General features: G+C 70.4%; 30 protein-coding genes. 23 read left to right on the top strand and 7 right to left on the bottom strand.

Features of this window, described 5'->3' with window-relative positions:
- Positions 1–19: 19 nt before the first annotated feature.
- From SCAB_RS10530 to SCAB_RS10505, 6 genes are all read right to left on the bottom strand, one after another.
- Positions 20–1,492 carry an SCO6880 family protein gene (locus SCAB_RS10530; RefSeq protein WP_013000055.1) on the bottom strand — a complete coding sequence of 491 codons (1,473 nt, stop codon included), beginning with the start codon at positions 1,490–1,492 and terminating at the stop codon, positions 20–22.
- An 81-nt stretch (positions 1,493–1,573) separates the two neighbouring features.
- The gene (locus SCAB_RS10525) at positions 1,574–2,944 is read right to left on the bottom strand and encodes an SCO6881 family protein (RefSeq protein WP_013000054.1); all 1,371 of its coding nucleotides are present in this window, start codon (positions 2,942–2,944) and stop codon (positions 1,574–1,576) included.
- A 36-nt stretch (positions 2,945–2,980) separates the two neighbouring features.
- Positions 2,981–3,673 carry a hypothetical protein gene (locus SCAB_RS10520; protein ID WP_013000053.1) on the bottom strand — a complete coding sequence of 231 codons (693 nt, stop codon included), beginning with the start codon at positions 3,671–3,673 and terminating at the stop codon, positions 2,981–2,983.
- Positions 3,673–3,981: a DUF6112 family protein gene (locus SCAB_RS10515; RefSeq protein ID WP_041669032.1), complete on the bottom strand. Its 309-nt coding sequence runs from the start codon at positions 3,979–3,981 to the stop codon at positions 3,673–3,675. Before SCAB_RS10515 ends, SCAB_RS10520 begins: the two co-directional genes overlap by 1 nt.
- Positions 3,982–4,241: 260 nt before the next feature.
- On the bottom strand, positions 4,242–4,598 hold the full coding sequence (locus tag SCAB_RS10510; RefSeq protein WP_013000051.1) for a hypothetical protein: 357 nt from the start codon (positions 4,596–4,598) through the stop codon (positions 4,242–4,244).
- A gap of 70 nt (positions 4,599–4,668) precedes the next feature.
- A complete protein-coding gene (locus SCAB_RS10505) occupies positions 4,669–5,787 on the bottom strand; it encodes a C40 family peptidase (RefSeq protein WP_013000050.1) in 1,119 nt (372 codons plus the stop codon).
- A gap of 511 nt (positions 5,788–6,298) precedes the next feature.
- Between SCAB_RS10505 and SCAB_RS10500 the strand changes: the two genes are divergently transcribed.
- From SCAB_RS10500 to SCAB_RS10390, 22 genes are all read left to right on the top strand, one after another.
- Positions 6,299–7,054 carry a DNA-methyltransferase gene (locus tag SCAB_RS10500; RefSeq protein WP_013000049.1) on the top strand — a complete coding sequence of 252 codons (756 nt, stop codon included), beginning with the start codon at positions 6,299–6,301 and terminating at the stop codon, positions 7,052–7,054.
- Between the two features lie 238 nt (positions 7,055–7,292).
- Positions 7,293–7,844, top strand: a complete 552-nt coding sequence (locus tag SCAB_RS10495; RefSeq protein WP_013000048.1) for a DUF4913 domain-containing protein — start codon at positions 7,293–7,295, stop codon at positions 7,842–7,844.
- On the top strand, positions 7,841–8,326 hold the full coding sequence (locus SCAB_RS10490; protein WP_013000047.1) for a hypothetical protein: 486 nt from the start codon (positions 7,841–7,843) through the stop codon (positions 8,324–8,326). The genes SCAB_RS10495 and SCAB_RS10490 overlap by 4 nt, the downstream gene beginning before the upstream one ends.
- 733 nt (positions 8,327–9,059) lie before the next feature.
- Positions 9,060–9,809: a hypothetical protein gene (locus SCAB_RS10485; RefSeq protein WP_013000046.1), complete on the top strand. Its 750-nt coding sequence runs from the start codon at positions 9,060–9,062 to the stop codon at positions 9,807–9,809.
- 181 nt (positions 9,810–9,990) lie between these two features.
- Positions 9,991–10,302 carry an SH3 domain-containing protein gene (locus SCAB_RS10480; RefSeq protein ID WP_013000045.1) on the top strand — a complete coding sequence of 104 codons (312 nt, stop codon included), beginning with the start codon at positions 9,991–9,993 and terminating at the stop codon, positions 10,300–10,302.
- Between the two features lie 100 nt (positions 10,303–10,402).
- Positions 10,403–10,885, top strand: a complete 483-nt coding sequence (locus SCAB_RS10475; RefSeq protein WP_013000044.1) for a hypothetical protein — start codon at positions 10,403–10,405, stop codon at positions 10,883–10,885.
- Entirely contained in the window at positions 10,882–11,319 is a 438-nt protein-coding gene (locus SCAB_RS10470) for a hypothetical protein (RefSeq protein WP_041669029.1), read from the top strand. The genes SCAB_RS10475 and SCAB_RS10470 overlap by 4 nt, the downstream gene beginning before the upstream one ends.
- 16 nt (positions 11,320–11,335) lie before the next feature.
- Entirely contained in the window at positions 11,336–11,749 is a 414-nt protein-coding gene (locus SCAB_RS10465) for a hypothetical protein (protein WP_013000042.1), read from the top strand.
- Between the two features lie 40 nt (positions 11,750–11,789).
- Positions 11,790–12,632 carry a winged helix-turn-helix transcriptional regulator gene (locus SCAB_RS10460; protein ID WP_013000041.1) on the top strand — a complete coding sequence of 281 codons (843 nt, stop codon included), beginning with the start codon at positions 11,790–11,792 and terminating at the stop codon, positions 12,630–12,632.
- Complete coding sequence (locus tag SCAB_RS10455; protein WP_013000040.1) at positions 12,629–13,147, top strand: hypothetical protein; 519 nt, start codon at positions 12,629–12,631, stop codon at positions 13,145–13,147. The genes SCAB_RS10460 and SCAB_RS10455 overlap by 4 nt, the downstream gene beginning before the upstream one ends.
- Entirely contained in the window at positions 13,144–14,376 is a 1,233-nt protein-coding gene (locus SCAB_RS10450; protein ID WP_013000039.1) for an MFS transporter, read from the top strand. The genes SCAB_RS10455 and SCAB_RS10450 overlap by 4 nt, the downstream gene beginning before the upstream one ends.
- Positions 14,377–14,412: 36 nt before the next feature.
- Positions 14,413–14,715 carry a hypothetical protein gene (locus tag SCAB_RS10445; protein ID WP_041669028.1) on the top strand — a complete coding sequence of 101 codons (303 nt, stop codon included), beginning with the start codon at positions 14,413–14,415 and terminating at the stop codon, positions 14,713–14,715.
- Positions 14,716–14,767: 52 nt separating this feature from the next.
- Complete coding sequence (locus SCAB_RS10440) at positions 14,768–16,021, top strand: ATP-grasp domain-containing protein (RefSeq protein ID WP_231884956.1); 1,254 nt, start codon at positions 14,768–14,770, stop codon at positions 16,019–16,021.
- Positions 16,018–17,181 (top strand): MFS transporter, encoded by a 1,164-nt coding sequence (locus SCAB_RS10435; protein WP_013000036.1) that lies wholly within the window; start codon positions 16,018–16,020, stop codon positions 17,179–17,181. The genes SCAB_RS10440 and SCAB_RS10435 overlap by 4 nt, the downstream gene beginning before the upstream one ends.
- Complete coding sequence (locus tag SCAB_RS10430) at positions 17,178–17,831, top strand: HAD family hydrolase (protein WP_013000035.1); 654 nt, start codon at positions 17,178–17,180, stop codon at positions 17,829–17,831. The genes SCAB_RS10435 and SCAB_RS10430 overlap by 4 nt, the downstream gene beginning before the upstream one ends.
- A 43-nt stretch (positions 17,832–17,874) precedes the next feature.
- Positions 17,875–18,735, top strand: a complete 861-nt coding sequence (locus SCAB_RS10425) for a DUF317 domain-containing protein (RefSeq protein ID WP_013000034.1) — start codon at positions 17,875–17,877, stop codon at positions 18,733–18,735.
- A gap of 31 nt (positions 18,736–18,766) precedes the next feature.
- Positions 18,767–19,255, top strand: a complete 489-nt coding sequence (locus tag SCAB_RS10420) for a hypothetical protein (protein WP_013000033.1) — start codon at positions 18,767–18,769, stop codon at positions 19,253–19,255.
- Between the two features lie 58 nt (positions 19,256–19,313).
- Positions 19,314–20,102, top strand: a complete 789-nt coding sequence (locus SCAB_RS10415) for a DUF317 domain-containing protein (protein ID WP_013000032.1) — start codon at positions 19,314–19,316, stop codon at positions 20,100–20,102.
- 33 nt (positions 20,103–20,135) lie between these two features.
- On the top strand, positions 20,136–21,140 hold the full coding sequence (locus tag SCAB_RS10410; RefSeq protein ID WP_013000031.1) for a SpaA isopeptide-forming pilin-related protein: 1,005 nt from the start codon (positions 20,136–20,138) through the stop codon (positions 21,138–21,140).
- Between the two features lie 285 nt (positions 21,141–21,425).
- The gene (locus SCAB_RS10405; RefSeq protein WP_231884952.1) at positions 21,426–21,842 is read left to right on the top strand and encodes a GFA family protein; all 417 of its coding nucleotides are present in this window, start codon (positions 21,426–21,428) and stop codon (positions 21,840–21,842) included.
- A gap of 307 nt (positions 21,843–22,149) precedes the next feature.
- Positions 22,150–22,668, top strand: a complete 519-nt coding sequence (locus tag SCAB_RS10395) for a hypothetical protein (RefSeq protein WP_013000028.1) — start codon at positions 22,150–22,152, stop codon at positions 22,666–22,668.
- Positions 22,669–22,819: 151 nt separating this feature from the next.
- The gene (locus SCAB_RS10390; protein WP_041669025.1) at positions 22,820–23,197 is read left to right on the top strand and encodes a hypothetical protein; all 378 of its coding nucleotides are present in this window, start codon (positions 22,820–22,822) and stop codon (positions 23,195–23,197) included.
- On the opposite strand, the gene SCAB_RS10385 is transcribed toward SCAB_RS10390, so the two are convergent.
- Positions 23,185–24,255 carry an IS110 family RNA-guided transposase gene (locus tag SCAB_RS10385; RefSeq protein WP_012999308.1) on the bottom strand — a complete coding sequence of 357 codons (1,071 nt, stop codon included), beginning with the start codon at positions 24,253–24,255 and terminating at the stop codon, positions 23,185–23,187. The two genes, SCAB_RS10390 and SCAB_RS10385, sit on opposite strands and share 13 nt — an antisense overlap.
- Before the next feature lie 530 nt (positions 24,256–24,785).
- Between SCAB_RS10385 and SCAB_RS10380 the strand changes: the two genes are divergently transcribed.
- Positions 24,786–25,988 carry an IS110 family RNA-guided transposase gene (locus tag SCAB_RS10380; RefSeq protein ID WP_013000026.1) on the top strand — a complete coding sequence of 401 codons (1,203 nt, stop codon included), beginning with the start codon at positions 24,786–24,788 and terminating at the stop codon, positions 25,986–25,988.
- Positions 25,989–26,022: the final 34 nt, after the last annotated feature.

Raw genomic sequence — 26,022 nt, 5'->3', positions numbered from 1 at the left:
CGGCGGGGATGGGGCCGGCTCACAGGGCGGTGCGGGCGAGCGGGAGCGCGGTGAGGGCGAAGGCGTCCGGCTGCTGATAGTTCAGCCGACGGAGGTCGACGCCCGAGGTGACGGCGTGGGTCTCGATCTGTGCGCAGGCCGTGTCCAGGAGGGCGTCGGTCTCGGCGGTGACGGTGACCAGGCCGGTCAGGGCGACGTCCGCGTGCCCGGCGATGAGCTGCCGTTCCCGCATTTTGACGTCGGCGTACTCGACGGAGTCTTCCTCACTGTCAACCTGCCCGCGGCGGGCGCGCTCGTTGGCATCGGCGATGATCGCCGCCTTCTTCCGCTGGACGTCCCGCAGCGCGGACTCGAGCCCCTGCGGCACGTATATCAGGGAGAGGCTGCGGCGCACGCCGGCCGTGAACATGATCCCGTGCAGGAACCCGGCCCCCATCTCGGTGCGCGGCCAGTTCTCCACCCAGTACGTCGCGTGCCGTGCGGAGTCGGTGGCGAGGCGGTCGTATTCCTCGAACTGGACGACGGGCCCGGCGGCTGAGGGGTCGGCCTCGGCGCGGCCGGTTTCGGACCACTGCTGCAGTGCGGCGAGCGCCTTCGGGTCGTAGGCGGTGCGGATGACGGCGGCGATCTCTCGGGAGGTGAGCCATCCGGTGACCTGGAGTCCGGCGTTGCGGGCGGCCTGGGCGATGGACGCGGTGGTCTGCTGCATGACGGTGAAGGCACCCGGCAGCCCTCCGCCGGCCTGGTTGATCAGGCGCCGGGCGGCTTTGAGGTCGAGGGAGATGGCGAGGTAGGTCTCGTGCGGGGCGGCGGCGGGGCCGGCTGAGGCGACCAGTTCGGAGTAGATCTGTCCGGCGACGGGGGTGTGGGGCTGCCCGTTCTGGGTCCAGTGGCGGGTGAGGGTGTCGCCGCTGTCGGGGACGGTGCGTTCCAGCACCTGGACGGTGGCGATGTGTCCGGTGCGGGCGATGCCGGCGAGCGCGCGTCCCCAGCTGCCGACGTTGTGGTTCTGGGTCGTGGGGTCGAGGAGCGCGAAGGCACGGCTGCTGACGCGGGCGATGGCGGTCAGGGTCTGTTGGTGCGGGTCGTGCACGGCCGCAGCCTGGTTGGCGGAGTCGCCGGGGGTGACCACCTTGAGGGAGGCGGCGGTGCCGGGCAGGTGGAGGATGCCGTCCTGTCGGGGACGGGTGACGGGCCGGGCGAGCCAGAGGGTCTGGCCCCTGCGGCGGCGGTGTGCGTAGCGGGCGACGATCGGCGCCCAGTCGATCAGGGAGCGGCCGTGCCGGCGGATTGCGACGAGCGCACCGGATGCCGCCCACAGCGGGGCCAGGGCGACGGCGCCGAGCAGTCCGGTGGAGATCACCGTCATCAGCAGCAGCGCCAACGTGCACGAAACGAGGACGAGTTGGGGCAGAGAGAGGCCGAGGAGGATGCCGCGGCGGGACCGGTGCGGGAACTTCACCGTGACCGGGGTGACGGAGAGATCAGTCAAGGGGGCGGGTCCTGGAGGCGCGGGTGGAACCCGGGGGCGGGGGGTGGCGTGCATGTCCCGCCCCCGGGAGTCGGACAGGGATCAGCGGCCGGCCGGAGGCGGCGGCGGTCCGCTCGCCCCGCTGGACGTGGCGCTCTGTGAGCCGGAGGACGGGGGTGCGCCCTGCGGCGGCGGGGTCGTCGTCGGCGGCGTGGACTGCCATCCGCCGCCCTGGCCGGATGCGGCGTTCGCGCCGGATCCGCCCGGCCCCAGGCTGCCGCCCACCTGGCCGCTGGTGTCGTCGGACACGCTCGTCGGTGCGGGCTGGACGGCCTTCTCCAGACCGGACTTGACGGCATCGCCACCGGGCGAGCCGCCGCCCTGTGAACCTTCCTTGCCCTCTCCGCCTCCACCGGTCGGGTTGGCGGCGACGTCGCCGGGGAAACCGTCTCCGCCAGCGGCGTAGGGCCCCTGCGGTGCGGCGCCTGCTCCGGCGGCAGCGCCACCGGTTCCGGCGGTGGCCGCAGCGGCGGCGGCCTTGCGGGCGGCCTTCTCGGCGTGGGCCCTGGCGATCTGGGCGCCGGCGCCACCGGCCCGGTGGATGGACTCGCCGTCGGTGCCGTCGGCCGCCCAGTGCACGAACTTGAAGACGGCGTACGGGCACAGCAGCACCAGGATCATGATCACGATGCCGGACATGACGTCGGCCAGAGCGGCGATGCCGTCCTTGGCCTCGGTCTTGCCCATGGCGGCGATGCCGAGTACGAAGATCACGGTCATCAAGAGCTTGGAGACGACGAGGGTGGCGGTGGCTTCGATCCAGCCCTTGCGCCAGCGCCTGGCGACCTCCCAGCCGCCGCCGGCGGAGGCGAAGATCGCCAGGGTGACCATGACGAGGATGCCGACCTTGCGGACCATCATCACGCACCAGTAGAGGAAGGCGCCGATGGCGGCGCCGAGGCCGGCGACGACCGCGACGAGCCAGCCCAGTCCGGACAGGCCGGCGATCTGGTTCACCTTGACGATGCGGCGCACCGCCGACGCGATGTCCAGCTTCGCGGCTTTGAACAGGCCGTCGGAGACGGCGTCGACCACCTCGACGGCAACCGTGGTCAGGGCGATGGCGCAGAATGCGAACAGGACGCCCGACATGGTGCCGGTGAATGCCTGTGTGAGGGCTTGTCCGTCGCGTTTGACGGCGGCCCTGACCAGCTGCGCGCAGAACGTCGCGACCAGCAGGACCAGGCCCAGCGGAAGCAGCATCTCGTAGTTGTCGCGGAACCATGCGGCGTTCAGGTCGACCTTGGTGGTGGTGTTGACCGCCTCGGCGGCCAGGTCGGCTGCGGCGGCTGCCAGTTCACCGGCGGACTTGGCCATCCAGTCGCCGATGGCCTTGCCGGGGTCCGAGGCGAAGGACACCGCGTCGCCGACGGCGCACAGCTTGTCTGCCAAGGGGAAGTCACAGAAACCCACGGGGAGTTGCCCCTTCTTTCGTGTGTCAGGTGCGAGTCACTGCGTGACGCTCGGGGCGATGGCGGCAAGGCGGCAGTCGTGGCTGGGGCGGCACTGCACGGCGAGGGTCACGGCCCGTTCCTCGGCACCGCCGCCGCCCTTCTGCCAGGCGATCTGCTGCTTGCCGTTGACGGTGACGACGTAGATGTACGCCTCGGTGATCGCGGACGGGTCGTCGGCCAGCGCCTGCTTGAAGGCGGAGGGGTAGTGGCCCTCGGTGACGCTGGCGGTGGCGTGCTGGTCCTGGTCGGCCATCCGCGACCAGAGCACCGGATCGGGAACCTGGCCGGAGACCGAGACCCAGTCGGCGTACTTGGGCTCCGTGGTCATCCAGGCCCGCATGCCCGCGAGTTGCTGGTCGCGGCTGGTGTCGCGGGTGTCGTAGGACCACAGCATCTGAGCCGCCGCCTTGGCGTAGGCGACCGGCTCGGCGATCTGCGCAGGCTTGGGCACCGATCCGGATCCGGAGGAAGGCTTCGGGGCGGCCTCGGAGGAGGACGGGCTGCCAGTCGGGGCGGGCGCGGCGGTGTCCGGGGCCTGGTGGCCGTTGCCGCCGCCAGTCAGCAGGGCGACGATCCCGGCGATGGCAACCAGGACCGCGACGGCGGAGGCGGCGATCGCGATGCGCCGGTTGGCCGACCAGCCCCTGCCATACGAAGACAGGGAAGGGGAGGGGAATCGTTTTTGCATCAGTGGACCTGCGACCCGAGAGCCGAGAAGAAGGCGACAATTCCGTTCGCGGCGCCGAGGCCCAGGGCGGCGCCTGCGGCCACGACCGCGCCCTTCTTCCCGTTGGCCTCGGCCTGGTGCCCGCCGGTGTGATGGCCCCAGGCCCACACGCCGAGCGATACAGCGAGGGCGCCGACGACGGCGACGATGCCGAACAAGTTGATCGAGTTGACGACGTTCTTCAGCACGCTCAGGCCGGGCAGTCCACCGCCCGACGGCGTGATGCCGGGATCGTAGGCCAGGTACTGCACGGTTTCGAACAGGTGCAAGGAAGCTCCTTGGGCACGCCGAAATCCGGCGCGCGGGAATCACGGAAGGAAGGGGAGGAACGAGGCAGCGCCTCGCAGAGAGGGAAGGCACCCGCCGTGCAGGAAACAGCTGGCCGGGTCGGCGCCCGTTCAGGGCGGCGTGGCGTGCATGCGGATAAGGCCGCTCTGGCGCCGTGGAGAGGGGGGCGAGGCCGCGGAGCGGGCCGGTGCTGCTGTCGACGGCGCGCCGGCTCAGGCTTCGAGTCGGCTGCCGGGGTGCACTACTTCGGGATTGACGGCGTCGGCGCGGGGTTGGTCTCGTACGGGTTCGCGCAGTTGTAGATCATGTAGCCGCGGATCTTCTTGCCGTCGGACTTCCGGGTGACGGTGCCGCGGGTGTACCAGGTCTTCTCGGCCTTCTTGTACGCCCACTGGTCGTAGAGGACCTTGTCGTGCCGGTAGCCGATGCCCACGACCGTGGACGTCTTCGACGGGACCTTGCGGATCTTGACCGCACTGCAGCTGATGGTGGTCTTACCGGTGTCGTACGCCTGTGCCGTGGTGGCGGTGGCAAGGCCGCCGACGGCGACGGCCAGGCTCAGGGAGGCAGCCGCGAGGGCGCGGTGGCGGGTTATCAAGGATGCTCCGTACTGTTGGGGGGATCTCGGTCAGAGATGGTGTGCCGGGGCGGTCGCGCCCTGGCCGGTATCAGAGGACGCGGCGGGCGGCGAGAATCGTCCAGTCCTTGATCGGGGTGATCCGGACCGGCTTGGTGGTGCGCGGTGCCTCGATGACGAGGCCCTCGCCCATGTACATGCCGACGTGCTCGGGCCGTGCGGCGCTGCCGCGGCTGAAGATCAGGTCACCGGGCTCAAGTTGGGCGGGCGAGACCGCCTTGCCCTCGTTGACCTGCGTGTATGTGGTGCGGGTTAGTGTGACGCCGGCATGCGCGTACGCCTGCTGCATCAGGCTGGAGCAGTCGCAGCGGCCCATGGGGTCGGGACCGTGCGAGTTCGTACAGGACCCTCCCCACTGGTAGAGCGTGCCGAGCTGCTGCATTGCCCAGGCGATGGCCTTGCGGGCCTTCGGATCGGCGTCCTTGGGGATCGAGTAACCCTTCGGGATGCTCCCCTCGGGGATGCGGCCGAAGCTGGAACCGTCCTTGCTCGGAGCGCAGCCGCTCGTGCCGGTCGACGGTTGCTTGGCCTGGTCCGCGTCGTTGCCGCCGCCGGGGAAAGTCCTGGCGATGGCTTCCTGCAGCGCGGTGGCCAGGTTCTCCCACTGCGCGTAGGCGTCCGGCAGGCCGGACTTCTGCACGGCTTGGGCGGCCTGGGTGACGGTCATCTGCTGCCACCCGCTCACCTTGAGCAAGTGCTTGTAGAACTGCTCGCTTGCGTAGGTGGGGTCGCGGATCTGCTCGGCGTTGCCCCAGCCCTGGGAGGGGCGCTGCTGGAAGAGGCCGAGGGAGTCGCGGTCGCCGTAGTTCAGGTTGCGCAGTCGGCTCTCCTGCATCGCCGTGGCGAGCGCGATGATCTGTCCCTTCTTGGGGACGTCGAGGGAGAGGCCGGCGGCCACGATCGTCTGTGCGTTGGGGACCTGCTCGGCGGGCAGGTCCAGGCCCTCGACGTGCACGTCTTTGCCGGAGGCACCGTCGAGGATCTTGGTGACCTGTTCGGCGACCTTGTCGCTGTCGATGCCGCTCAGGCAGCTGCTGAAGGAGCCGCTGCTCTGCACGGCGTCGGCCGAGGAGGCCAGCATCATGCCGGTACCGGCGATCAGGATCGGAGAGAGGAAGACGACGCCGATGCCGGCGGCGAGCCCCTTCAATCCGAGCGGACCGCTCGCCGGTCAGCGGTTTCGGGCATGGGTGGGTAGCGAGACGTCATGAACGTGTCCTTGGGGGGTGCGGTGTCCGGCGTGCCGCGTGCGTGGTGGAAGGGCGCGGCGGCAGGGGTGGGCGATCGGAGGCGGGCCGGTGCGGATCGAGTTGCCGCTCGCTCCGTGTGGCCGGGCCGTGAGCTACGTGTGCCGGGGCAGGGGGTATCTCCGTCAGGTGTGGCAGGGGAGTGAGCCAGCGGCGGTGTGCGCCGGGCGGTTCAAAAACAGTAGGCGCGGATCGGCGGTTGACCAAAAAATCGGCGTGAGGTGCCGGAAACCGGTACCTCGGCCACGCACTTCTTGGTCGTCGGCGCTTTCGCCTCTACAGTTTTTGGACTCCCCCCTCGCCTTCCTCGGTCTGCGGCCCTGGGCTTCTGCATGCCCACTTCCGGCCCGCGAGGACTCCTGTGCGAGGCGGTGAGTTCCCTCCGCGCTTCCGCACCCGAATAGGGGTTCCTCTTTGCCTTTTTCCCTGCACCAGGGCGACGCCCTCAGCGTTCTCGCTGACCTTCCGGACGACTGCGTCGACTCCGTCATCACCGATCCTCCGTACAACAGCGGGGGTCGGACCGCGAAGGAGCGCACCACCCGCTCCGCGAAGCAGAAATACACTTCCGCCGACGCCCAGCACACCCTGCCGGACTTCACCGGCGAGAACATGGACCAGAGGTCGTACGGGTTCTGGCTGACGCAGATCATGACCGAAGCCCACCGCCTGACCCGCACCGGCGGCACCGCGTTGCTGTTCACCGACTGGCGCCAGCTTCCCGTCACGACGGACGCGATCCAGGCGGCCGGCTGGCTGTGGCGTGGAGTGCTGGCCTGGCACAAGCCGCAGGCCAGGCCCCAGAAGGGCCGGTTCACCCAGAACTGTGAATTCATCGTCTGGGCCTCGAAGGGAGCGATCGACGGCTCCCGCAACCCGGTCTATCTACCGGGCATGTACTCCGCCTCGCAGCCCTCGGGGGCGAAGCGCCAGCACATCACGCAGAAGCCCGTCGAGGTGATGCGCGAGCTGGTCAAGATCAGCCCCGAGGGCGGCACGGTGCTCGACTTCTGCGCCGGCTCGGGCTCCACGGGCGTCGCCGCCCTGCTGGAAGGCCGGGACTTCATCGGCGTGGAGAAGACCGAGCACTACGCGTCGATTGCGGCCGACCGGCTCACCGAGACGATCCGCGAGACCCTCACGCAAGACGACGTGATTCTCACCGCTTGACGCGAGAGCGCTCCACGCTAAGGCCATCGACGCCATAGGCGGCAATCCGGTGGAGCGGACTTTTATCTGGCTGCCCGGCCCGCGTGTCGCCGCTTCCGTCTTTCTCTCATTCCGCGTCTTGTAGGAGGCCGAACTTTTCATGCCCGAATCCACAAAACCGTCTGACGATGGGGAGTTGGAGCCGGTTCGCGTACCCGATCCGCAGCTGGAGGGAATCGAGGCGAGCGTCCGACGGCTCATGGAGCAGTCGGCGCAACAGGCGCAGCAACTGGACCACCTCGCGTCCGCCCCGGCCCCGAGCGGATCGCCGTTCGCGGCGTTCGGCATGCCGGGGCTCGGCGGTCCGCCTGCCGCCGCTCCGCCGGAACCCCGCCCGATCCTGGAACTTGACGGGGAGGAGAGGGAGGACGAACTCGACGCTCTGTCGGACTGGGTCGACGACTTCTTCCTACCGGTGTACGGGGCGGAGGTCACCACCGCGGCGCCTTGGTGCCTGCAGTGGCAGGAGCACGACGATGTCGTGGCCTGGCTCCACGCCCTGTGGCTCGCGTACCAGCAGCACAAGGACCCCGAAGCCGGACTCTCCGGCCTGTTCGTGTGGCACCGGGACTTCCTCACCCACGCCGTCGCGGCGATCCGCGCACCGGGCGGGCCGCTGTCGGCCTGCATGACCTCTCCCGACCGGCCCGCGCACCGTCTTCTGCCCGGCCCGCCGCCGTCCGTGCGCACGCAGACGACGTTCACGGCGCAGGCCGCCGGGGCCGCCGAGCCGGACGAGCCGACGTCATGACCACGGGAGCGGGACAGCCCGCCTTCGGACTGAGCTTCGACCCCCGGGCGCTGACCGACCTCCTCCAGGCCCCCGGCGATATCCGCGACCTCACCCTCGCCTACCTGCAGGAAGTCGTGAACGCGCAGCGCTTCGGGCTGCGCCTCGACGGTGACCTGGAGGGCTATCGCAAGCTGTTCGTGGACTCCCGCAAGGACTGGCGCGTCGTCTACGGCGTCCGTCCGGCGCCTGCGGAGTCCGCGCACCCGAAGGAGATTCACGTCGTCGCGGTCCGGCCGCGTGCGGGCAATGACGTCTACGACGAGGTCGGCCGCCGCCTGGGGATGACCCGCCGGCCGCTGAGCGCCCGCACCCACGCGGCCCGCTCCCGTTCCCCGCAGCTGACCGCCCGCACTCCCGCGCCCCGGCCCGGTCCACCGCCCACCGCACTGCCGGGCCTGCCCCGTCCCGCGCAGAACCCCGCGCACCATCACACTCGCTGAACGCACGGAGCGTCGCCTATGCCCCCTGACCCCGCGCCGGCACCAGGTCGGCGTGCGGTCTCCCCGCTCGACCATCGCCTCGAAGCCGTCACCGGCCACACCATCGACACCCTGTGGGCCTACCGCGACCGCGGCGTCCTCGACGAGCCGCATGCCCATCTGGTCGACCAGCACCGCGAGTTGGCCAAGACCCAGACTGGCGTCACCTTCTACCTCCGCCTCCTGCACCGTCTGTCCAGCGGAGAGTTCGACGTCGATGACGCCCTGTTCACGCGCATCGACCGCACGGTGGACCAGCTGGAGGAGGCCACCGGCGCGCGGGACGCCGCCGCCCGGAAAGTGCTCGCCGCCCTGGAGCCCGTCGAGGCCGCAGCGGTGGCCTCGATGCCCGGCGCGAAGCCGCTCTCGACGGATGACCAGGCGGCGCTGCTCGCCATCGCCGGCGGCGCCAAGCTCTACGAACACCTGCTGACCGGACGGCTGTCCGTCACTGCTCCCTCCGGCACCCGCATCCCGCACGCCAAGCTGCAGCGGCTGGAGAACGCCGGCCTGGTCGTCCGGGACACCGGGCACCCCGTGCACGCCGGCCAGCCCGTCGCACTCACCGACGCCGGACGCGCCGCGCTGTTCGCCGCCCGACGCACGCCCACGACCCAGGCACCGAAGCTCCCAGCCCGGTCCGTCACGCGGCCGTCCACCCGGCACAGCGGCGCTGAACTCCACCGAAAGGCCCTTGTTGTCTCCCACCGAACCGGCGCCGGCTCGGACGCCCATACCCCAAGTCGACTTCGAGCTAGACGACTTCGACGCCGACGAGGAGAAGTACCGCGACTTCTACCGTCAGGTCGCCGTGCACGAGGACATGCTCGTCCCCCTCGCCGAACACCACACTCCCAACGGCGCGCACAGCTACTACGTCCTGTTCGACCGCACCGCCACCTACGGGCATCCAGGCATGCCGCAGTACATCGCCGTTCACCTGGAGCGGGACCAGGGGAAAGAGACGTTCGACTTCGAGCAGGCCGCGCTGCCGCTGCCCGCGATGGCGCAGTCCTGGCTCATCCACCGCGGCTGCCCGCCAGACGCCATCGGCCTCAACCCTGAGCTGGGCCCACCGTCGGCCGACGAGACGACGCGTGCGCTGGAGCGTCGCCTCGCGGGCGACGGCGACCACTACGCCATGGGCTACTCCTACACCAGCGACGACCCGGACGACATGGTCACCGTCGTGGCCCTGCGGGCCCTGGACGAGCGCTCTCCCTCCCCGTTCCGCGTCGTGGTCGAGGAGGTCGACACCGACGCCTGGACCCACACCCTGCGCGAGGGCGGCTTCGCCACAGTCGACGAGGCCCTGCAGTGGTGCGAGGACCGGCTCACCGGCGAGGCCGGCCCCCTGCCGCCGGTCCGCCCGGCAGCGGCAGCCACACGCCCGGCCGCCCTGCCGAAGGCCCCTGCTCCGCGCCCGCCCGGCCGCTCGCGCTAAACGCCCGAGCCGACCGGGCGCGGCGCAACATAGCCGACGATCGCCGGTTAGCCAAACCGGCGATTCTCCGGACTCTTATACAGCCGCCGGGACAACCCCGCGGCGCCCATCCACGCAATCCCTATGCCTTCACGGAGGTTTCTTCCGCATGCGCTCCACCCGAATTGCCATATCCGCGGCCATGCTCGGTGCACTCGCACTCCCGGTCCTGTCCACTGCGCCCGCGAGCGCGGCTCCCGCCGCTGCCGCCTCGGTGGTTACCCCCTGCCCGGACCTGCCGCCGCTGCCGTACAAGGTCCACGCATCCGCCGTGACCATCCGCTCCAAGGCCAGCTCGAAGTCCACCGCGGTCGGCGTGCTCTACAAGAGCCACAAGTTCACCGTGCACAAGAAGAGCGGCAACTGGCTCTACATCACCGACAAGACCACCGGCGTCAAGGGCTGGGTCTCCGGCACCTACGTCTACCGCGACACCCGTATGTGCCTGGACTGACAGGAATTCAGCAGGTGCCCATAGGCGGCTGAGCCGCTGGGGTCCGGCCGCCCCTCACATCCCTCCAGGAATCGGCCTTTCCAGAACAGGAGTTTTCCTTTTGTCCGACGGCATATCCGATGACGCCGAGGATGTCGTGGGCGTTCTCACCGAACGGATCGAAGCGCGCTTCGCCATGGACATGGACCAGTTGAAGGCCGCGGTCGCCGCCGCGCCGACCGCGAATCCTGACGCCACCGACGTCGTCAAGTGGCACGGCCTTCTCGTCGAGGCCCAGTCCGTGCTCGACCACGCCGAGGACGACCTCCTCGCCGCGCTGGACACCCAGCCCAGCGAGGTCGACGACCCAACGATGGGCCTCGCCCACCGCGTCAACGCGGCCGTCACCGCACGCGACGGCAGGGCCCTGGTCGTGCGATGGCTCCTCGACCCGGACGCTCCGGGCAAGAAGGACCTCGCCGCCGAACGGCTCGCCCGGCTTCGCCCCCGATCCGGTCCGGCGGTGCAGACCAGCGCCCCCCACCGACCCGCGGGCACACCCGCACCGGCGTCCGCATGGCGAGCGGGAAGGCCCGTCCGATGAGCCGGTTCAAGACCAGCACCATGGACGCCGATCTGCAGAAGGTCTTCGGGAACCCGGTCCCCGAACTGCACGAGGCGGCTGCCGGACCCGACGCCTCTCCCGCGCTCGCCCGTGCCTTGGAACTGCGCTCCTTCCTGGCCTTGACCGAGGAGCAGGTCGCCCGCGTCCGCGACCGCGTACACGCGGACATGGATCCGGACCGCGACATGGGCGAGCTCTCGGCGGACCAACTCCGCTTCGACGCGCAGTGGCTGGAGGCGGCGCTCGACGCCCGCGACGGCTACCGCGCAGCCCTCGGAGAGTTGCTGCGCACCATGCCTTCGCCCGACCAGCGGGCCCGGCCCGTCCGCACGACGCAGCTCAGGGCCACCGCAACCCTGCCCCCGTCCGCCGCCCCGGCACCCCTGCGTGCCGGGGCGGCCCGGGCCCGCTGACCCTGAAAGCCCCCGCGTGCCCCACCTCACGTCCACCGAGATAGCCGGACGGATCGAGGACCTGTACGGCGCGCCCCTCGCCGACCTCGAAGCCCACGCCCAGGAGCAGCCGCCCGGCATGCTCTCCGCCCTGCTCGGCATGCACGATGACCTCGCCCTCGCCGAGCGCAGCATCGACGTCCACCGCGACCAACTCGCCCGGCTCATCCACCCCGAGCGGCAGATCGGCCAGCACGAGGTCTCCCACCTGCTCGACGGCTCCCGCCGACTCGCCGAAGCCGTCGCAGTCCGCGACGTCCAGGCCAAGTCGGTCGCCGCTGTTTTGCAGAGCCTCGCCCGTGTCCCGGCCTCAGCCTCGTCCCCACCGGCGCCCTCGCCGCCGCTACCGGCTCCGCCCCATCCCGCTCAGAGCACGGCGCACAGCCGCTGACCGCAGGCGATTTCCCTCACCTCACCCAGGAGTTCCTCACTTGGCCATCACCGCTCTGCCCCCTGACACCGACGCCGACATCGCCCGGGTCACCGAGGCCCTCGCCATGATCACCCCGCGCTGGAACGTGAGGATCCTGCTGGCACTCTCCGGCCCGCCGCTGCGTTACAGTGAGTTGGCGGCCAAGGTGTCCTGGCTGCAGAACGGCCAGCTTCACCCCAAGCTCAAGTCACTGTGTGACGCCGGACTCGTCGAGCGCACCGAACACACCGCACGGCATGTGACTTACCGCCACACCGAGCGTGGCGTCGCCCTGCTGCCGGTCCTGCTGGTGATCGTCACCTGGGCCGATGAACATCTGGAGAAGGCGGACCGCCCGCTGCCCGCGATCGAGCAGATCGAGGACAGCCTCACCCTGCTCACCCGACGTCACGCCGCTGCCATCCTGTGGGTGCTGAAGTCCCGCGAGGAGGTCAGCGGGCGGGCCCTGGCCCGGATCGTGATGCCCAGCAGCGACGGGACCAACGTGTACCCGCCGCTGCGACAACTCGTCGCCGACGGCCTGGTCGACACCGACGGCATCGGCATGCCCTACCGGCTGTCCGCAGCGGGCGACGGCCTGGGCCCCGTTCTGGGCGCCCTGTCCGCGTGGTCCGCCGGGCAGCCCCTCAACCAGGCGGCCCAGCACCCGGTCTGGGGGCACCCGCAGGCGAAGCCCGCGCCGAGGCCATGGGTCAGCACCCAGTCCCGGCCTGCCCCCGCGGCGCTTCCGCAGGCACGGACGGGTGAGTCCTCTCCGGCATGGCACAACCGCGATCTCTTCTCCCATGCCACGACCGCCCGCCCGAAGGCGGCCATCCAGGCGGGAGGTCCGCGCCGATGACCACCTTCTTCACCCCTGCCGAAGTACGTAACGCTGTCGAGCTGCTGGCGTCGCGTTCCTTGATCCGCTTGGTCACCGAGATCGACGACAACGGGGCGATACAGCCGCGACGGCTGGCCGGTACCCTTCCCGACCTCTCCTCCCACCAACTGCGCCGCGCTACCGAAACGGCCCGCGCCCACGGTCTCGCCCGGGTCGTGCCCGGCGCCGGTCTGGAACTCACCGAGTCGGGCTCAGAGTTGGCCGACCTGTACGACGCGGTTGCGCGCTGGGCCCGACGTCACGCCTACCCGGAACCGGTCTGCGAGTTCAGCACTCGCATCCGACACGTCCTCGACCTCCTGGCGCCCTCGCTCGCGACCGAGCGCGCCGACGGCTTCTCACGGCCGTCCGCCGGGCGCCTGCCCAGCGACGAGGCCGAGGTGGACCTTGCCCGTCCCTCGGCCCTCCTGATCCAGTGGCTGGCCGACAACCCCCAGGCCACCCGGGTGTCCGAGCCCGAGCCGGTCGCGTGAGCGCAGCGGTCACACCCCGGCACGCACGCCTTAGCGCCGGGCTGATGCGCAGCATTTACCTGCCACGCACGGCGGACGCCCTCGCGTTCGCGATGTCCACCTACGGCATCCCACTGCTGGTCCTGGCCACCACGCGCTCCGCAGCGCTGACGGGAGCCGCGTTCGCCCTGGAGTGGATCCCACGGCTGGCGGCGTTCGGGTGGGCCGGATCCATCGTCGACCGGCGCGGGGCGGCCGTCGTCTTCCACCTCGCCTCCCTGGGACGCGCACTGGTCCTCGCCGCCGGCGCGGTCCTGCTCCACCTCCACCCGTCCGGCACCGTCGCGAGCGCCACCGTGATGGTGCTCGCGGCGACCACCGGTGTGCTCACGGAGTTCAGTTACATCGCGGCTGAGACGGCGGGCGCTGCCGCTGGCCGCCGAGTGGGCGCACGGGCCCACCGCGTCCAGGCCGTCCTGCTCGGCATCGACCAGACCGCGACCCTGGCCGGCCCGGCCCTTGCAGGGGTACTCCTGCTCGCCGGGCCGCCGCCGATGCTCGCGGTGATCACCGTGCTCTCGCTTCTCGCCGCGGTGCTCGCCCTGCGCACACCCCGCTCGCCCGCCCCGGCCCGCGCCCTTAAGGGGCAGACCGGTGCCGGACTCCTCACCGGGTGGCGCACCATCCGCACGCTTCCCGCGCTCGGCTGGCTCGTGACCGGGCTGACCCTGTCCAACCTGGCCACCGGGCTCCTCCAAGCGGCCGGCCCGGTGATCGTCGTCAAGCACTTCGGGCAGTCCACCACCGCCGTCGGCCTGATCTGGTCCGCAGCTGCTGCCGCCACCCTCCTGGCCGTCACCATCTGCCGGTTCGCGCTCGACCGCCTGGGCCTGTGGCCGGTCGGCGCCACCTGCGCCGCCCTCGCCTCGCTCGCCTGTCTCGCCGCCGCCCAGGCCCCCGACTACCTGTCCTACCTGGTCCTGGTCGCGGTCCTCATGGCGGCCGACGGCGGCATGACGGTCGTCCTGCGCACCCTGCGCTCCCGCCTGATCCCACCGGAGCAGTTCGGCAGCACCCTGTCGGCGACCATCCTCATCCTCCTGCTGCCCTTCCCCATCGCCGGCGTACTCACCGCGCTCACCCCGCCCGCCGCGCTGGGCCACGCCATCACAGCCTGCGCCGCCCTACAGGCCCTCGGCCTGTTCTGCGCCTTCGCCCGCCTGCGCACCGATCCCGCCCTGCGCACCTGACCCTGCCGCGCTTTTCCCCAGCCTGTGGAGAACCTCATGCCCACCGCCGTCCTCGGGACGAACCGCGCGAGCGGTCGCACCATCACCGAACGGTTCCACGCCTTCGACGCGCACAACCCGCACGTCTACCGCGCGCTGGAACGCATGGCCGCCCGCCGCCTGGCCGCCGGCGCCACACGGGTCAGCTTGAAGGACCTCTTCGAAGACCTGCGCCGCCAACTCCCCTACGGCGTCGCCGGGCTGAACAACAACTTCACCGCCCTCTACGCCCGTCGCCTGATCGACGATCACCCCCACTGGGCGAGCGTGTTCGAGCTGCGCCGCCGCCGTGCCGCCTGAGACACCCCTCTCTCCTCGCGTCCTGTCGTCCACCGATACGGAGAACCCCTTCTTGTCCGCTCGTCCCCTCGTGCTCGTCGTTTCCCCCGGCGACGAGACCTATCGCGGCTACTGCCTTGAGCAGGTGGCCGCCGCGTACGACGTCGTCCTGCTCACCGGCGCCGAGCCGTCGTGGGAGAAGCCGTTCATCGTCGACCACGCCGTCGTCGATCTGAACGACCCCGCGGCACTGCTTGCCAGCGGCCGGGCCCTGGCCGAGCGACACGACCTCGCCGGCGTGGTCACCTGGGACGAGTGGAACCTTGTCCCCACCGCCCGCCTCGCCCGCGCGCTCGGTCTGCCCTCGCCCTCCGTCGAGGTGATGCGCGGCTGCCGCAACAAGGCCACCGCCCGTATGCTGTTCGCCCGCCACGGGGTGCCGTCGGCCGCGTCGATGAAGGCGCGGACCTTGCTGGAGGCCGGCCTTGCGACGATGACCCTGGGCTACCCGGCCGTCATCAAGCCCGCAGCGTTCGCCGGCAGCATCGGCGTGATCCGCGTCGACCGTCCCGAAGAGCTTCCCGCCGCGTTCGCGTTCGCCTCGGCTGGCGCGAGCCGCAGCCGCGAGGACACCGGCGTCCTGGTCGAGGAGTACCTCGACGGGCCGGAGGTCTCCGTCGAGTGCGTCACCCACCGCGGCGAGACCACCGCGGTCGCCGTGACCCGCAAGCACCTGGGCCCCGCCCCGTACTTCGACGAGACCGGCCACACCGTCGATGCCACCGACCCGCTCCTGGCCCAGGTCGCCCCAATCGCTGCTGCCGCGGTCAAGGCCCTGGGGATCACCGACGGCGTGCAGCACGTCGAGATGCGCCTCGTGGAGGGCCGACCCCGGCTGATCGAGGTCAACGCCAGGATCGGCGGCGACATGATCGGCCACCTCGTCCGCCTCGCCGCCGGCATCGACCTCGCCCATGCCGCCGCCGACATCGCCTGCGGCCGGGCACCGGACCTGACGCCCACCCGCGGCCAAGCCTCGGCGATCCGCATCATCTACCCCGCCTACTCCGGCACCCTCACCGCCCGCCGCCTGAAGGAACCCGTCGGGGGAGTGGAGCGCGTGCGTTTCCAGCGGCAGCCCGGAGACCAGCTCGTGCTGCCCCAGGACGGCGGCGACCTGTACACCGCCCGCATCGGCTTCCTGATCACCACAGGGCCGAACGTCGCCGTCGCCGAAGCCCGCGCCCAGCAGGCGTACCGCAACCTCGAAGTCCAGGTTGCGCCCATCCCGCCGACGGCCCTGACCACCAACGAGCACGCCGCGTGAACCTGATCGCGGCGCCCGAGTTGGTGCGCAGCCGCCGACTGCTGACCGGGTACTTCGCCGGACTGGGTGTGGTGATGGCCGTCTGGGGTGCCCGCATGCCCGCCGTCCAGAACACGGCCGAGGTGAGCACCGGCGGGCTCGCCCTCGTCCTGCTGGCCGCCGCCCTCGGCATGGTCGCCGGGCTCCAGGCGGGCGGACGCCTCGCCCACCCGGCCCGCCTGCCCGCATTGCTGACCGGCGGCGCCATCGCGCTCGCCGCCTGCCTCGCCGTTCTCGGGGCATGCCGCAGTCTGGAGAGCCTCCTGGCGGCGGCGTTCGTCTTCGGTGTCGCGCACGGCGTCCTCGATGTCGCAGCCAATGCCGCAGCGGTCCGCTGTCAAGGCGCACACGGACGCCCCATCATGGGTCGGCTGCACGCGAGTTACAGCCTCGGCGCCCTCACCGGCGCCGCGCTGGCCGCGGCCACGGCCCACACCGCGCACACCGTTGTGTTCACTGGCGTCGCAGTCAGCGCCGCCGCGGCGGCAGGTGTCACGACGGCTCTTACCCGGACTCTCGCCAGCTCTGGACTCGATCCCGTCCCCAACCCTGCTGCACAGGGTTCTGGCGAACGCGTGGGGTTGTCCCGGCCCCGGTTGTGGCTGCTGGGCGTGCTGGCGGCGGCAACCCTGCTGGGTGAGGGAGCTGCTGCCGACTGGGCCGCCGTCCACCTGCACGACCTCGGCGCGACCGCCGCGACCAGCGCCGCGGCGTACGGCCTCTACAGCGCCGCCATGGCCGCAGGCCGCCTTGCCGGAGACCGGCTCACCGTCCGCTTCGGCGCTCCTGCCGTCGTGCGCACCGGCGCGGTCCTGGCCGCGCTCGGCCTCGCCACCGGACTGGCCGGCTCCACCATCGCTTTCGCCCTGCTCGGCTGGACGGCCTTCGGCCTGGGCCTGTCCGTCACCATCCCCAGCCTGATCACCGCCGCCGGCCCTGGCGGACCCCGCGCGGTCGCCACCGTCGCGGTCACCGGCTACGTCGGCCTGCTCGCCGGCCCCGCCCTCATCGGCGCCCTCGCCACCGTCACCGCACTGCCACACGCGCTGGCGCTGCCAGCCCTCCTCGCCGCCGCCGTCGCCACCCTCGCCCCCAAAGCCCTGGAGAAAACCACCCCTTGACCCGCACCTCCGCCTCCCCGACCGGCGTGGACGCCCTGATTCTCGACTACAACGGCGTTTTGGGCCTGCAACCCACCAACGCCATGTGGATCCGCCTCGCCGACCTCGCCGAGTGGCCCCATCGACACCTCCCCTCCTTCCAAGACGCCTTCTGGGCACCCCGGAACGCCTACGACGCGGGCGAACTGAGCGATCTCGCCTACTGGGCCAAGGTGCTCGGCCATCACCCCGGCCCGCGGTGGCTGCGCACCCTGCGCGCCGCCGATACCGCCATGTGGACCCGCACCGACCCGCGCGTCCTCGACATCCTGTACCGCGCCCGGGCCGCGGACCTGCCTATGGTGCTGCTCTCCAACGCCCCGGCCCACCTCAGCAACGTCCTGGACGCCACCGACTGGCGGCACGAGCTGATGGACGACGCCTTGTACTCCGCCCGCCTGGGCCTGTGCAAGCCCCATCCGGCCGCGTACGAACACGCCCTCGCCGCCACCGGCGTCACCGAACCCCGCCGCGTGCTGTTCGTCGACGACCGCGAAGACAACGGCCGGGCCGCCGCCGAGCTCGGCCTGCGCACCCTGCACTACACCGGCCAACCCGCCGATCTGGAACAGCAGTTGCTGTCAGCCCCGGCCAACAACCGCTGTTCCTGACCCGTATGCCGCGCCACCCACCACCCCGACCTCCAGGACTTTCGTGCCCGACACCGAAGAGATCGACGGCGACGTCTACGTCTCCCCCCGCCATCTCGCCTCCACCACCGGGACCGGCGATCCCGCCCTCGCGCCTCTCCTCGACCTCGGCTGGGACCTCCGGTACGACGAGGACTCCAATGTGTACGTGAGCGCTCCTGATCGGCGTATTCGCCTGGGATACCTGCCCGAGGGTGAGGACGACGGGCTCTGGCGCATCAACGCCTACAAGGACTCGTTCGGGCCGCCGGCCTGGGGGGTCTGTTTCAACGACCGCGTCCCCACGGAGTTCGTGACCGCGTTTACCACCGTCCTCGCCACGGCGTACGAGCAGGGACCGGATACCTACCTCGCCCGGCCGGTCTCCGGGACCGACGAGCACGACCCTTTCCTCGCCGTCGTCCCCCTCCTGAAACAGGGCTGGGAGATCGACCGCCCGCGCTGGGGCGTCTTCGCGGTCCAGGCCCCGGACGGTCTCGCCGGCATGGAGTTCACCACCGGCGACCTCGATCCGGAAACCGAACTGACGACGCGGGACACCCGCTGGCAGCTGTGGGCGGGCAAGTCCATTGACCGGCCCGTCTGGTACGCCACGGCCAGCACTGACACCCCCGTCGCCCTGCTCACCGCTGTCACCCAGTGCGTCGCCGATCCGGCACCGCTGCCCCGGTGGCGCGAGGCCACCTTCAGCTACATCAAGGGCATGGCCCAGCTCACCCCGATCCTTCCGCCCGGACCGCCGACCCCCACCCCACTCGACGTGCAACGGGCCGTCGCGTCCCGCCGCCCGGCCGCCCTGCCCGCGGCCAGCGTCCCGCGCTGGAGCACTACCAGCCGACCCGCCCTGCCCGGTCCACGCCGGTAGGACCATCCCGCCCCCCTCCCGGAGACCCCTCTTGTCCCTGCAGGCTCCCGAGTTCTTCGCCGAGCTGTGCCTCCCCTTCCACGACCACGCCGTCGTGGGCAACACCTACTACGCCGCCCCAACCCCGGGTGCGCCCCTGCGGATGCGGATCGACTTCAGCCGCACCATCCACGCGGACACCTACGGCGGCCTGCGCCTGGCGGTCGTCCATCCGGACCGCGGCGAGATCGACGCAGTCGCCCTCAGCTTCCTGGATCACGGCACCTTCCACCGCCGCGATGAAGCGACCAACACCCGGCCGAACACCAAGCAGTACGGCACCTTCGACACATACCACCGCCCCGGGCAGCCGCCGTGGGAGGGCGCCGTCACCACCGGGTTGCGCAACGCCATCGAGCAGTACACCGCCGTCTGGTTCCCCGGCGCCTGGACCGCGTCCGCGCCGAGCCGCACCGCGGGCCGGACCGCGCACACGGTTCCCGCCGTGCCCGTCGCCCCCAGCAGCGCCCGCGCCCGCTGATCCGGGTTTGTTACCGCCAGCCCCGGCGTTCCGCACTCTTCCAGCAGGAGCCCTGCCCGTGACGACCCACCCCTTTGAGAACCTTGACCCGGCCCAGACCGTGCAGGTCCTTCCCCGACACCTCGCCGGGCCCGGCGCCGCCGACCCTCGCGCTGTGTGGGCCTTCCCTTTCGATGAGGGCTGGCCGTTCGCCCAGACCGACACAGGCACGGCCGCGGCTTTCAGCCCGTGCCTGAGACTGCAGACCACCTACGACCCTCAGCCCGACATGGCAGGCAAGGGCACGTGGACGATCAATGCGCACCGGGCCCCGTTCTCCACGCTGGCCTGGCAGATCACGTTCGACGCCACCACCCCCGTGGAGCTGCTGCACGACGTTCATGCCGAGTTGCTCGACCTCTACCTCGAAGACCGCTACAGCGACCAAGACCGGCTGTTCGAGGACGAGACGGCGCCGCACGGGGCGTACGCGCCGCTCCTTGCCCGCGGCTGGAGCCACGAGGTCAAGACCGACGGCACACAGACCTTCCTCACCCCGGAAGAACTCGGCGGCGTACGCCACCGATACGCCATCAGCGGCTCCAGCGGACCGGCCTGGCGGTCCTGGGGCGGATACCCCAGCGAGCCGCACTGGACGGCACGCTTCTCTGTCGGCACGCCCACCACGCTCGTCGCAGCCTTCACCGCCTCGCTGATCTCCACCGAGCCACTGCACCGCACCGTCCAGGACGTCCCCGTCGCCACCCGTCGCGCCCTCTACGTGGCGACCACGACAGTCAAGCAGTTGCACGGCAACACACATGTTGCCCCGCCGCCTCCCGCTTTGGTCTCTGGCCGAACCCGATGACCTTCCCCCCCTGATCAAGGAGTCCTCCTTCTCGTGCACGCACGTTTCGTCAGATCCGCCGCCGTCGCCGTCATGGTGACCGGCACCCTCGCCTGGGCACCGGCCGCGAGCGCTCAGCCCTCCGAACCGGTCCCCTTGGCCTCCGCCGCCCCCGGCGAGACACCGGCCCCGGACGCAGGCAGCGTCGAGATCACCGCCAAGGACACGGCCGGGGACGCGCTCCCTGGCGCCGTGTTCCTGCTGCTCGACTCCGCTGGCCAGGAAGCCGGACGCGGGAAGACCGACGCACAGGGGAAGCTGACCTTCCCCGACCTCGCTCCGGGCGTCTACCGGCTCAAGGAGACGGCTTCCGGCAGCACACTGCACGACACGGTTGACGACCAGGACGTGATCGTCACCCCCGGCACGGACACGCCGCTGACGATCGTCGTTCCGTTCAAGGCTGCCTCGGTCCTGCTGAAGGCCAAGGACGACAAGACCGGCAAGATGCTGGCCGGATCCACGGTCAACATCGGCAGCGGCGACAAGGCCATCCTGACGCTGACCACCGGCTCCGACGGCACCGCCAGCGGCAAGCTGCCCATCAACTCTCGTACGGGCAGCGACTTCTGGGTCAAGCAGGTGAAGGCACCCGCCGGCTACGACATCTACAAGCCTTCGAAGGCGTTCAAGGCCAAGCCCGGCGATCCCGTGACCGTGACAGTCACCAACGCCAGGACTGCCACCACCCCGCCGCCCACGGAGAAACCGCCCGGCAAGTCCACCGAGAAGCCGAGCGACAAGCCCTCCCCGGTCAAGTCAGGCAAGGACGAGGACGTGCCGGTGCCGTCCGCCTCGGGTACTCCGACCTCCGACGAGACCGCGTTGGGCACCGCGGCGCACGCTCCCGCTGGTTCGCTCGCGCACACCGGCGCCGACGCCACCCCGTGGTTGATCGGCGGCGCTGGAGTCCTGATCGCTACAGGCGGAGGCACCCTCGTCGCGGCCCGTTGCCGACGCCCGGACAACTCCACCGACGACGGCTCCACCGCGAGCTGACCTCGCCCGCGGTACTCCGCAAAGCCCCCGAATCATTCCTCCTTGATTCCGGGGGCTTTGTCGTGGGCGTGTCCGATGCGAGCGGAGGCGGGGCTGCACCTGCTGCCCACGCGTGGCTCTCGCGTAGTGCGACGCCCGAACCGTGAAGGTTCGTACGGATATTCGCCTTCAAGAGTGGACTCGGCATCGTGTTGGGGTCGGCTGGTGCCGAACACCAGCGCGATGTCGCGGGGTGCGGCACACTGCCTCCGGTATCAGCTTTCCCACACCAGAGGAGCCGTCCCTGTGGCCGAGCGAATCGTCGTCCCCGACCTGTGGAGTGGGCGCTGCCAGTGTGGTGATCACGTGTACGAGGCGTCCGGCGTCCCGGATGATCCCCACCTGTGCTCGTGCGAGCACTGCACGCGGTTGTCCGGTTCGCCGGCGATGGCATGGGTCGGGTTCCACAGGGACGCCCTGAAGTGGACGGGCCCGGCAGGAGAGCCGACTTACTTCTCCACTTGGCCGACGCTTCACCGAGGATCCTGCCAGCGCTGCCGCACTCAGCTCACCTCCGTCGCCGACGGCTCGGACATGATCATGGTGACGATCTTCAGCCTCACCCGCAGCGCCGACCTAGCTCCGGTCGGGCACAGTTACCGCGAAGCGGCGGCACCCTGGATGACCATCACGCTCGCGCCCGACCCGCAACGCCTCACGTGACGGTCTGCGGCTAGCCTCCACGGATGACTCACGCGTGGATGGGGCTGGCGGATCTGACAACCGACCCCCACGACTGTGACCACCACTCATGCCGACATGCCGCCGTGATGTGGTTCGAGCCCTGTGCCGGCCCCGATGACGGCCGCCGCTTCTACGCGTGCGATGGGCACGCGGGGCTGTTCGCCCGGAGCGTGGCTCTGGCGTCGGCCGCAGGCGGAAAGGTCGTCTGAGAGAGGCTTTCCGTGCTCCCCGCCCTACTGTGGAAGGGCAACGATCTCTCCTGGGAGCACAACGAGTGACAGCGTCAATGGAGCGGCTCTGCGACTGGGTCGTCAATAAGGACAAGGTCTGGGTCCACGGCGACCGGATCACCGACGGCCACGTCGCTCTCGATATGCGCCTCACCCCGGGGCTCGACCCTGGCGAGATCGGCCGGGACGGGCAGTGGGTCCTCCGTAAAGCGCAGCCCTCACGCTGGGTGGCTGAGCAGCACCCCGACCTCTCAGACGTCATTCCGGACCCGGCCGACGGCTCGGACTGGAGCGAGGTCGTCTGGTCGGCCTGGGTGACCCGGGGCCTGCGTATCGGCGCGCTACAGGGTGTAGCGGTGGCCGTGGACCACGGGTGGCTCTCGCGCCTTCAACCCGGCTTCCGGATCGAGGGGGCTCCCGGGCAGGGGATCCTGCGGATCGTGACCAAGAAGCCCGAGCCGTCGCTGCTGTCGGGCGGTGCCGTTCACCGAACGGTGGTCGGTGTCGTGATGCCCACGTCGATCGAGGGTTCGGGTGCGGTCCTTGAGGCCATCGTGCAGGACCTGAACGTCTAGGTTCACCGGGTGAGCAAGCGGCCTCAGCTTCCAGGTGATCCCTCCGACCTGTACCTGCGCATCTTCTACGACGACGAACTCTGGGACACCCCGCAGGCCGACACGATGGAGCGATGGAGCGTGTCCGTCCTCCACCGCTGGCGCGGGGTCGATGACGTTCTACCGGGCGCACCTCGACCGCGGCCGAAATGCGTACTGGGCTATGGAGCAAGAGTCGGAGGAGCTGTACGAGACCGCCCAGGTCCTCCTCGATCCCGAGACGGGCTCCTTCACCAGCGAGGTCAGCGAGCTGCTTGAGTACGTCGGCTCCGGGCTGCTCGTCGTGGACCGGGTGACCTTGGATCCACCATGGCGTGGGCACGGCCTGGCGGCCGTATTCGGCTGTGAGGCAAACTCGGCGGATTTGCCAAATACCTCCAGCGCCCACACACCGCGAACAGTGTCGCCTTCGGCGCACTGGAGGACGCGCGGCATGGTTAGCCTCGTCTTCTCCCCCCCCGAGGCTGCTATGTCGTGTCAAGCCGCTTGAGAGAGCTCATCTTCGTTCTGACTCCTTCGTTCGAGGATCTTGAAGATCTGGCGGCAGACGTTGCGTTTGAGGCATCGCTGGGCGTCACGGGAGCTCTTGCCCTCGCTGATCCGGCGAGCAACGTAGGCCTTCGTGGTGGGGTCCAGCCTCATCCTGATCAGAGTGATCGTGTGCATCGCCCGGTTCAGCTGGCGGTCGCCGCCCCGATTGAGTCGGTGCTTGTTCGTGAGGCCCGAGGAAGCCGGGATCGGGGCGACCCCGGCGAAGGATGCGAAGGCGGCCTCGGAGCGGAAGCGGCCCGGATGCGACCAGCTGACCAGGATCTGCGCTGCGGTGATCGGACCGACGCCGAGCAACGCCAGTAGCTCAGGCGCTTGTTGGCGGACGATCTGAAGAATCTCGTTCTCCAGATCGCGGGCCTCGACCTGCAGGTGGCGGACGCGCTGTGCGGTCGAGCGCAGGGCGCGAATAGTCATTCGGTGCTCGATGGACAGCGCGGGACGATCGTGAAGGCTGGCACAGCGGGTGATCTGCGCCGGCCGATTGAGTCGACGTAGTTCGGCACGGAGGTCGTCCGGCGCGGAGATGATCATCGCCTTGAGCTGGTTGATTGCCGCTGTGGAGGCGTGAACGGCGCCCTGCCGGGTGGCCAGCAGCACGCGCATCGCCTCGCGTGCTCCGCGCATGCGGGGCTGGATGACGTGCTCGGCGGCCAGGGCCTCGCGGGCTGCGCGGATGGCGTCGAGCATGTCCGTCTTGCGCCCGCCGCGGACCGGCGGGCGCTTGGGCCGGCAGACCTCGACGACGCGTTCGCCGGCGTCCTCGAGGAACGCGGCGAGGCCGGCGCCGAAGCTGCCGGTGCCTTCGAGTGCCCAGCAGCGGCGGTCAGGCACGTGCGAGAGGGCGAAGTCGAGAAGTCGCTGGTAGCCGCGGCCGTGGGCGGGTGCGTCGGTGGTCTCTAGGACGGCGCCGATGGGGCTGACGGCTGCTGCGGCAAGGGTGTCGCGGTGGGTGTCGACGCCGATGACGCCGTCGACCTGTTCTGCGAGCATGGTCACGCGGTTGTTCTCCTTCGGGCGGACGGGCCGTGGTCGGCGTCGGCCTGGGTGGAGTCACCACGTGGCGGAACTGTGATGAGTCACGCCGTGAGGCGGCGGACAAGCTGCTGATCAAGCCAACGGGTGGGCCAGGCCGACGCCCGCGTCCGACAGACATCTCGGGGGAACGGCAGCCCCTGACGGGGCGCCAGTTATTTTGCGAGTCATGCCGGATCACGAGCGCCGAGCCTGGCAGCAACCCATCCCGGGCCGCAGAAGAACTCTCACAGTTATGTTTTTCGCGGTCCTGCAAGAGGATCGCTGGCCTCCGGGCCCGGCATGACTGTTCCCCCCTGTCGAACGGATGACCTGGGGGGTGGTGTCACCGGGCCTGGGAGGCGCCGTTGGAGACGCTGATGAGAGGTCCGACTACCGCCTGGCCTGGCGCAATGCCCGGCCGCTTGCGGGCGGCAGGTCTGCATAACGTGGATGCGCGCATACGACGCCAACGCCCTGGCCAGCACCACACGAACCCTGCTCGGGAGGATGGGTTGGACGACATCGACGACGTGGGCGTCTTCCTCGGCCTGGACGTCGGCAAGAGCGCCCACCACGGGCACGGCCTCACCACGGCCGGCAAGAAGGTCTTCGACAAGCAGCTACCCAACAGTGAGCCCAAGCTGCGGGCCGTCTTCGACAAGCTGACCGCAAAGTTCGGCACCGTGCTGGTGATCGTGGACCAGCCCGCCTCGATCGGGGCCCTGCCCCTGACAGTCGCCCGGGCCGCCGGCTGCAAGGTCGCCTACCTGCCCGGGCTCTCGATGCGGCGAATCGCCGACCTCTACCCGGGCGAGGCGAAAACCGACGCCAAGGACGCCGCGGTGATCGCGGACGCCGCGAGGACGATGCCGCACACCCTGCGCTCGCTCCAGCTGACCGACGAGATCACCGCCGAGCTGACCGTGCTGGTGGGCTTCGACCAGGACCTCGCGGCCGAGGCCACCCGCACATCCAACCGGATACGCGGCCTGCTCACCCAGTTCCACCCCAGCCTCGAGCGCGTCCTCGGACCGCGCCTGGACCACCCCGCGGTGACCTGGCTGCTGGAACGCTACGGCTCCCCGGCCGCCCTGCGAAAAGCCGGACGCCGCAGGCTCGTTGAGGTCATCCGGCCCAAGGCCCCGCGCATGGCCCAGCGGTTGATCGACGAGGTGTTCGACGCGCTCGACGAGCAGACCGTCGTGGTCCCGGGCACCGGCACTCTCGACCTCGTGATCCCGTCGCTGGTCCGTTCGCTCGCTGCCGTCCACGAACAGCGACGGGCCCTGGAGGCGCAGATCGGGAAGCTGCTGGAGGCTCACCCTCTTTCCGCGGTCCTGACCTCGATTCCGGGGGTCGCGGTCAGGACCGCCGCCACCTTGCTGGTCACCGTCGGCGACGGCACCAGCTTCCCCACCGCTGCCCACCTGGCCTCCTACGCCGGTCTTGCGCCGACGACGAAGTCGTCGGGGACCTCGATCCACGGCGAACACGCGCCACGAGGCGGCAACCGGCAGCTGAAACGCGCGATGTTCCTGTCCGCGTTCGCCGCGCTGCACGATCCCGCCTCCCGCACCTACTACGACCGCTGCCGGGCCCGCGGGAAGACCCACACCCAGGCACTTCTCCGCCTGGCCCGCCAGCGGATCAACGTGCTGTTCGCGATGCTCCGCGACGGCACGTTCTACGAACCCCGAACCCCACGCCTCGCTTGACGAAAGACATAGAGGCACCCCCCCGTGTGGGAAC

Source organism: Streptomyces scabiei 87.22, from assembly GCF_000091305.1.
Lineage (GTDB): Bacteria > Actinomycetota > Actinomycetes > Streptomycetales > Streptomycetaceae > Streptomyces > Streptomyces scabiei.
The sequence above is the reverse complement of the archived record's forward strand: the minus strand, read 5'-3'. Positions and strand labels throughout refer to the sequence as shown.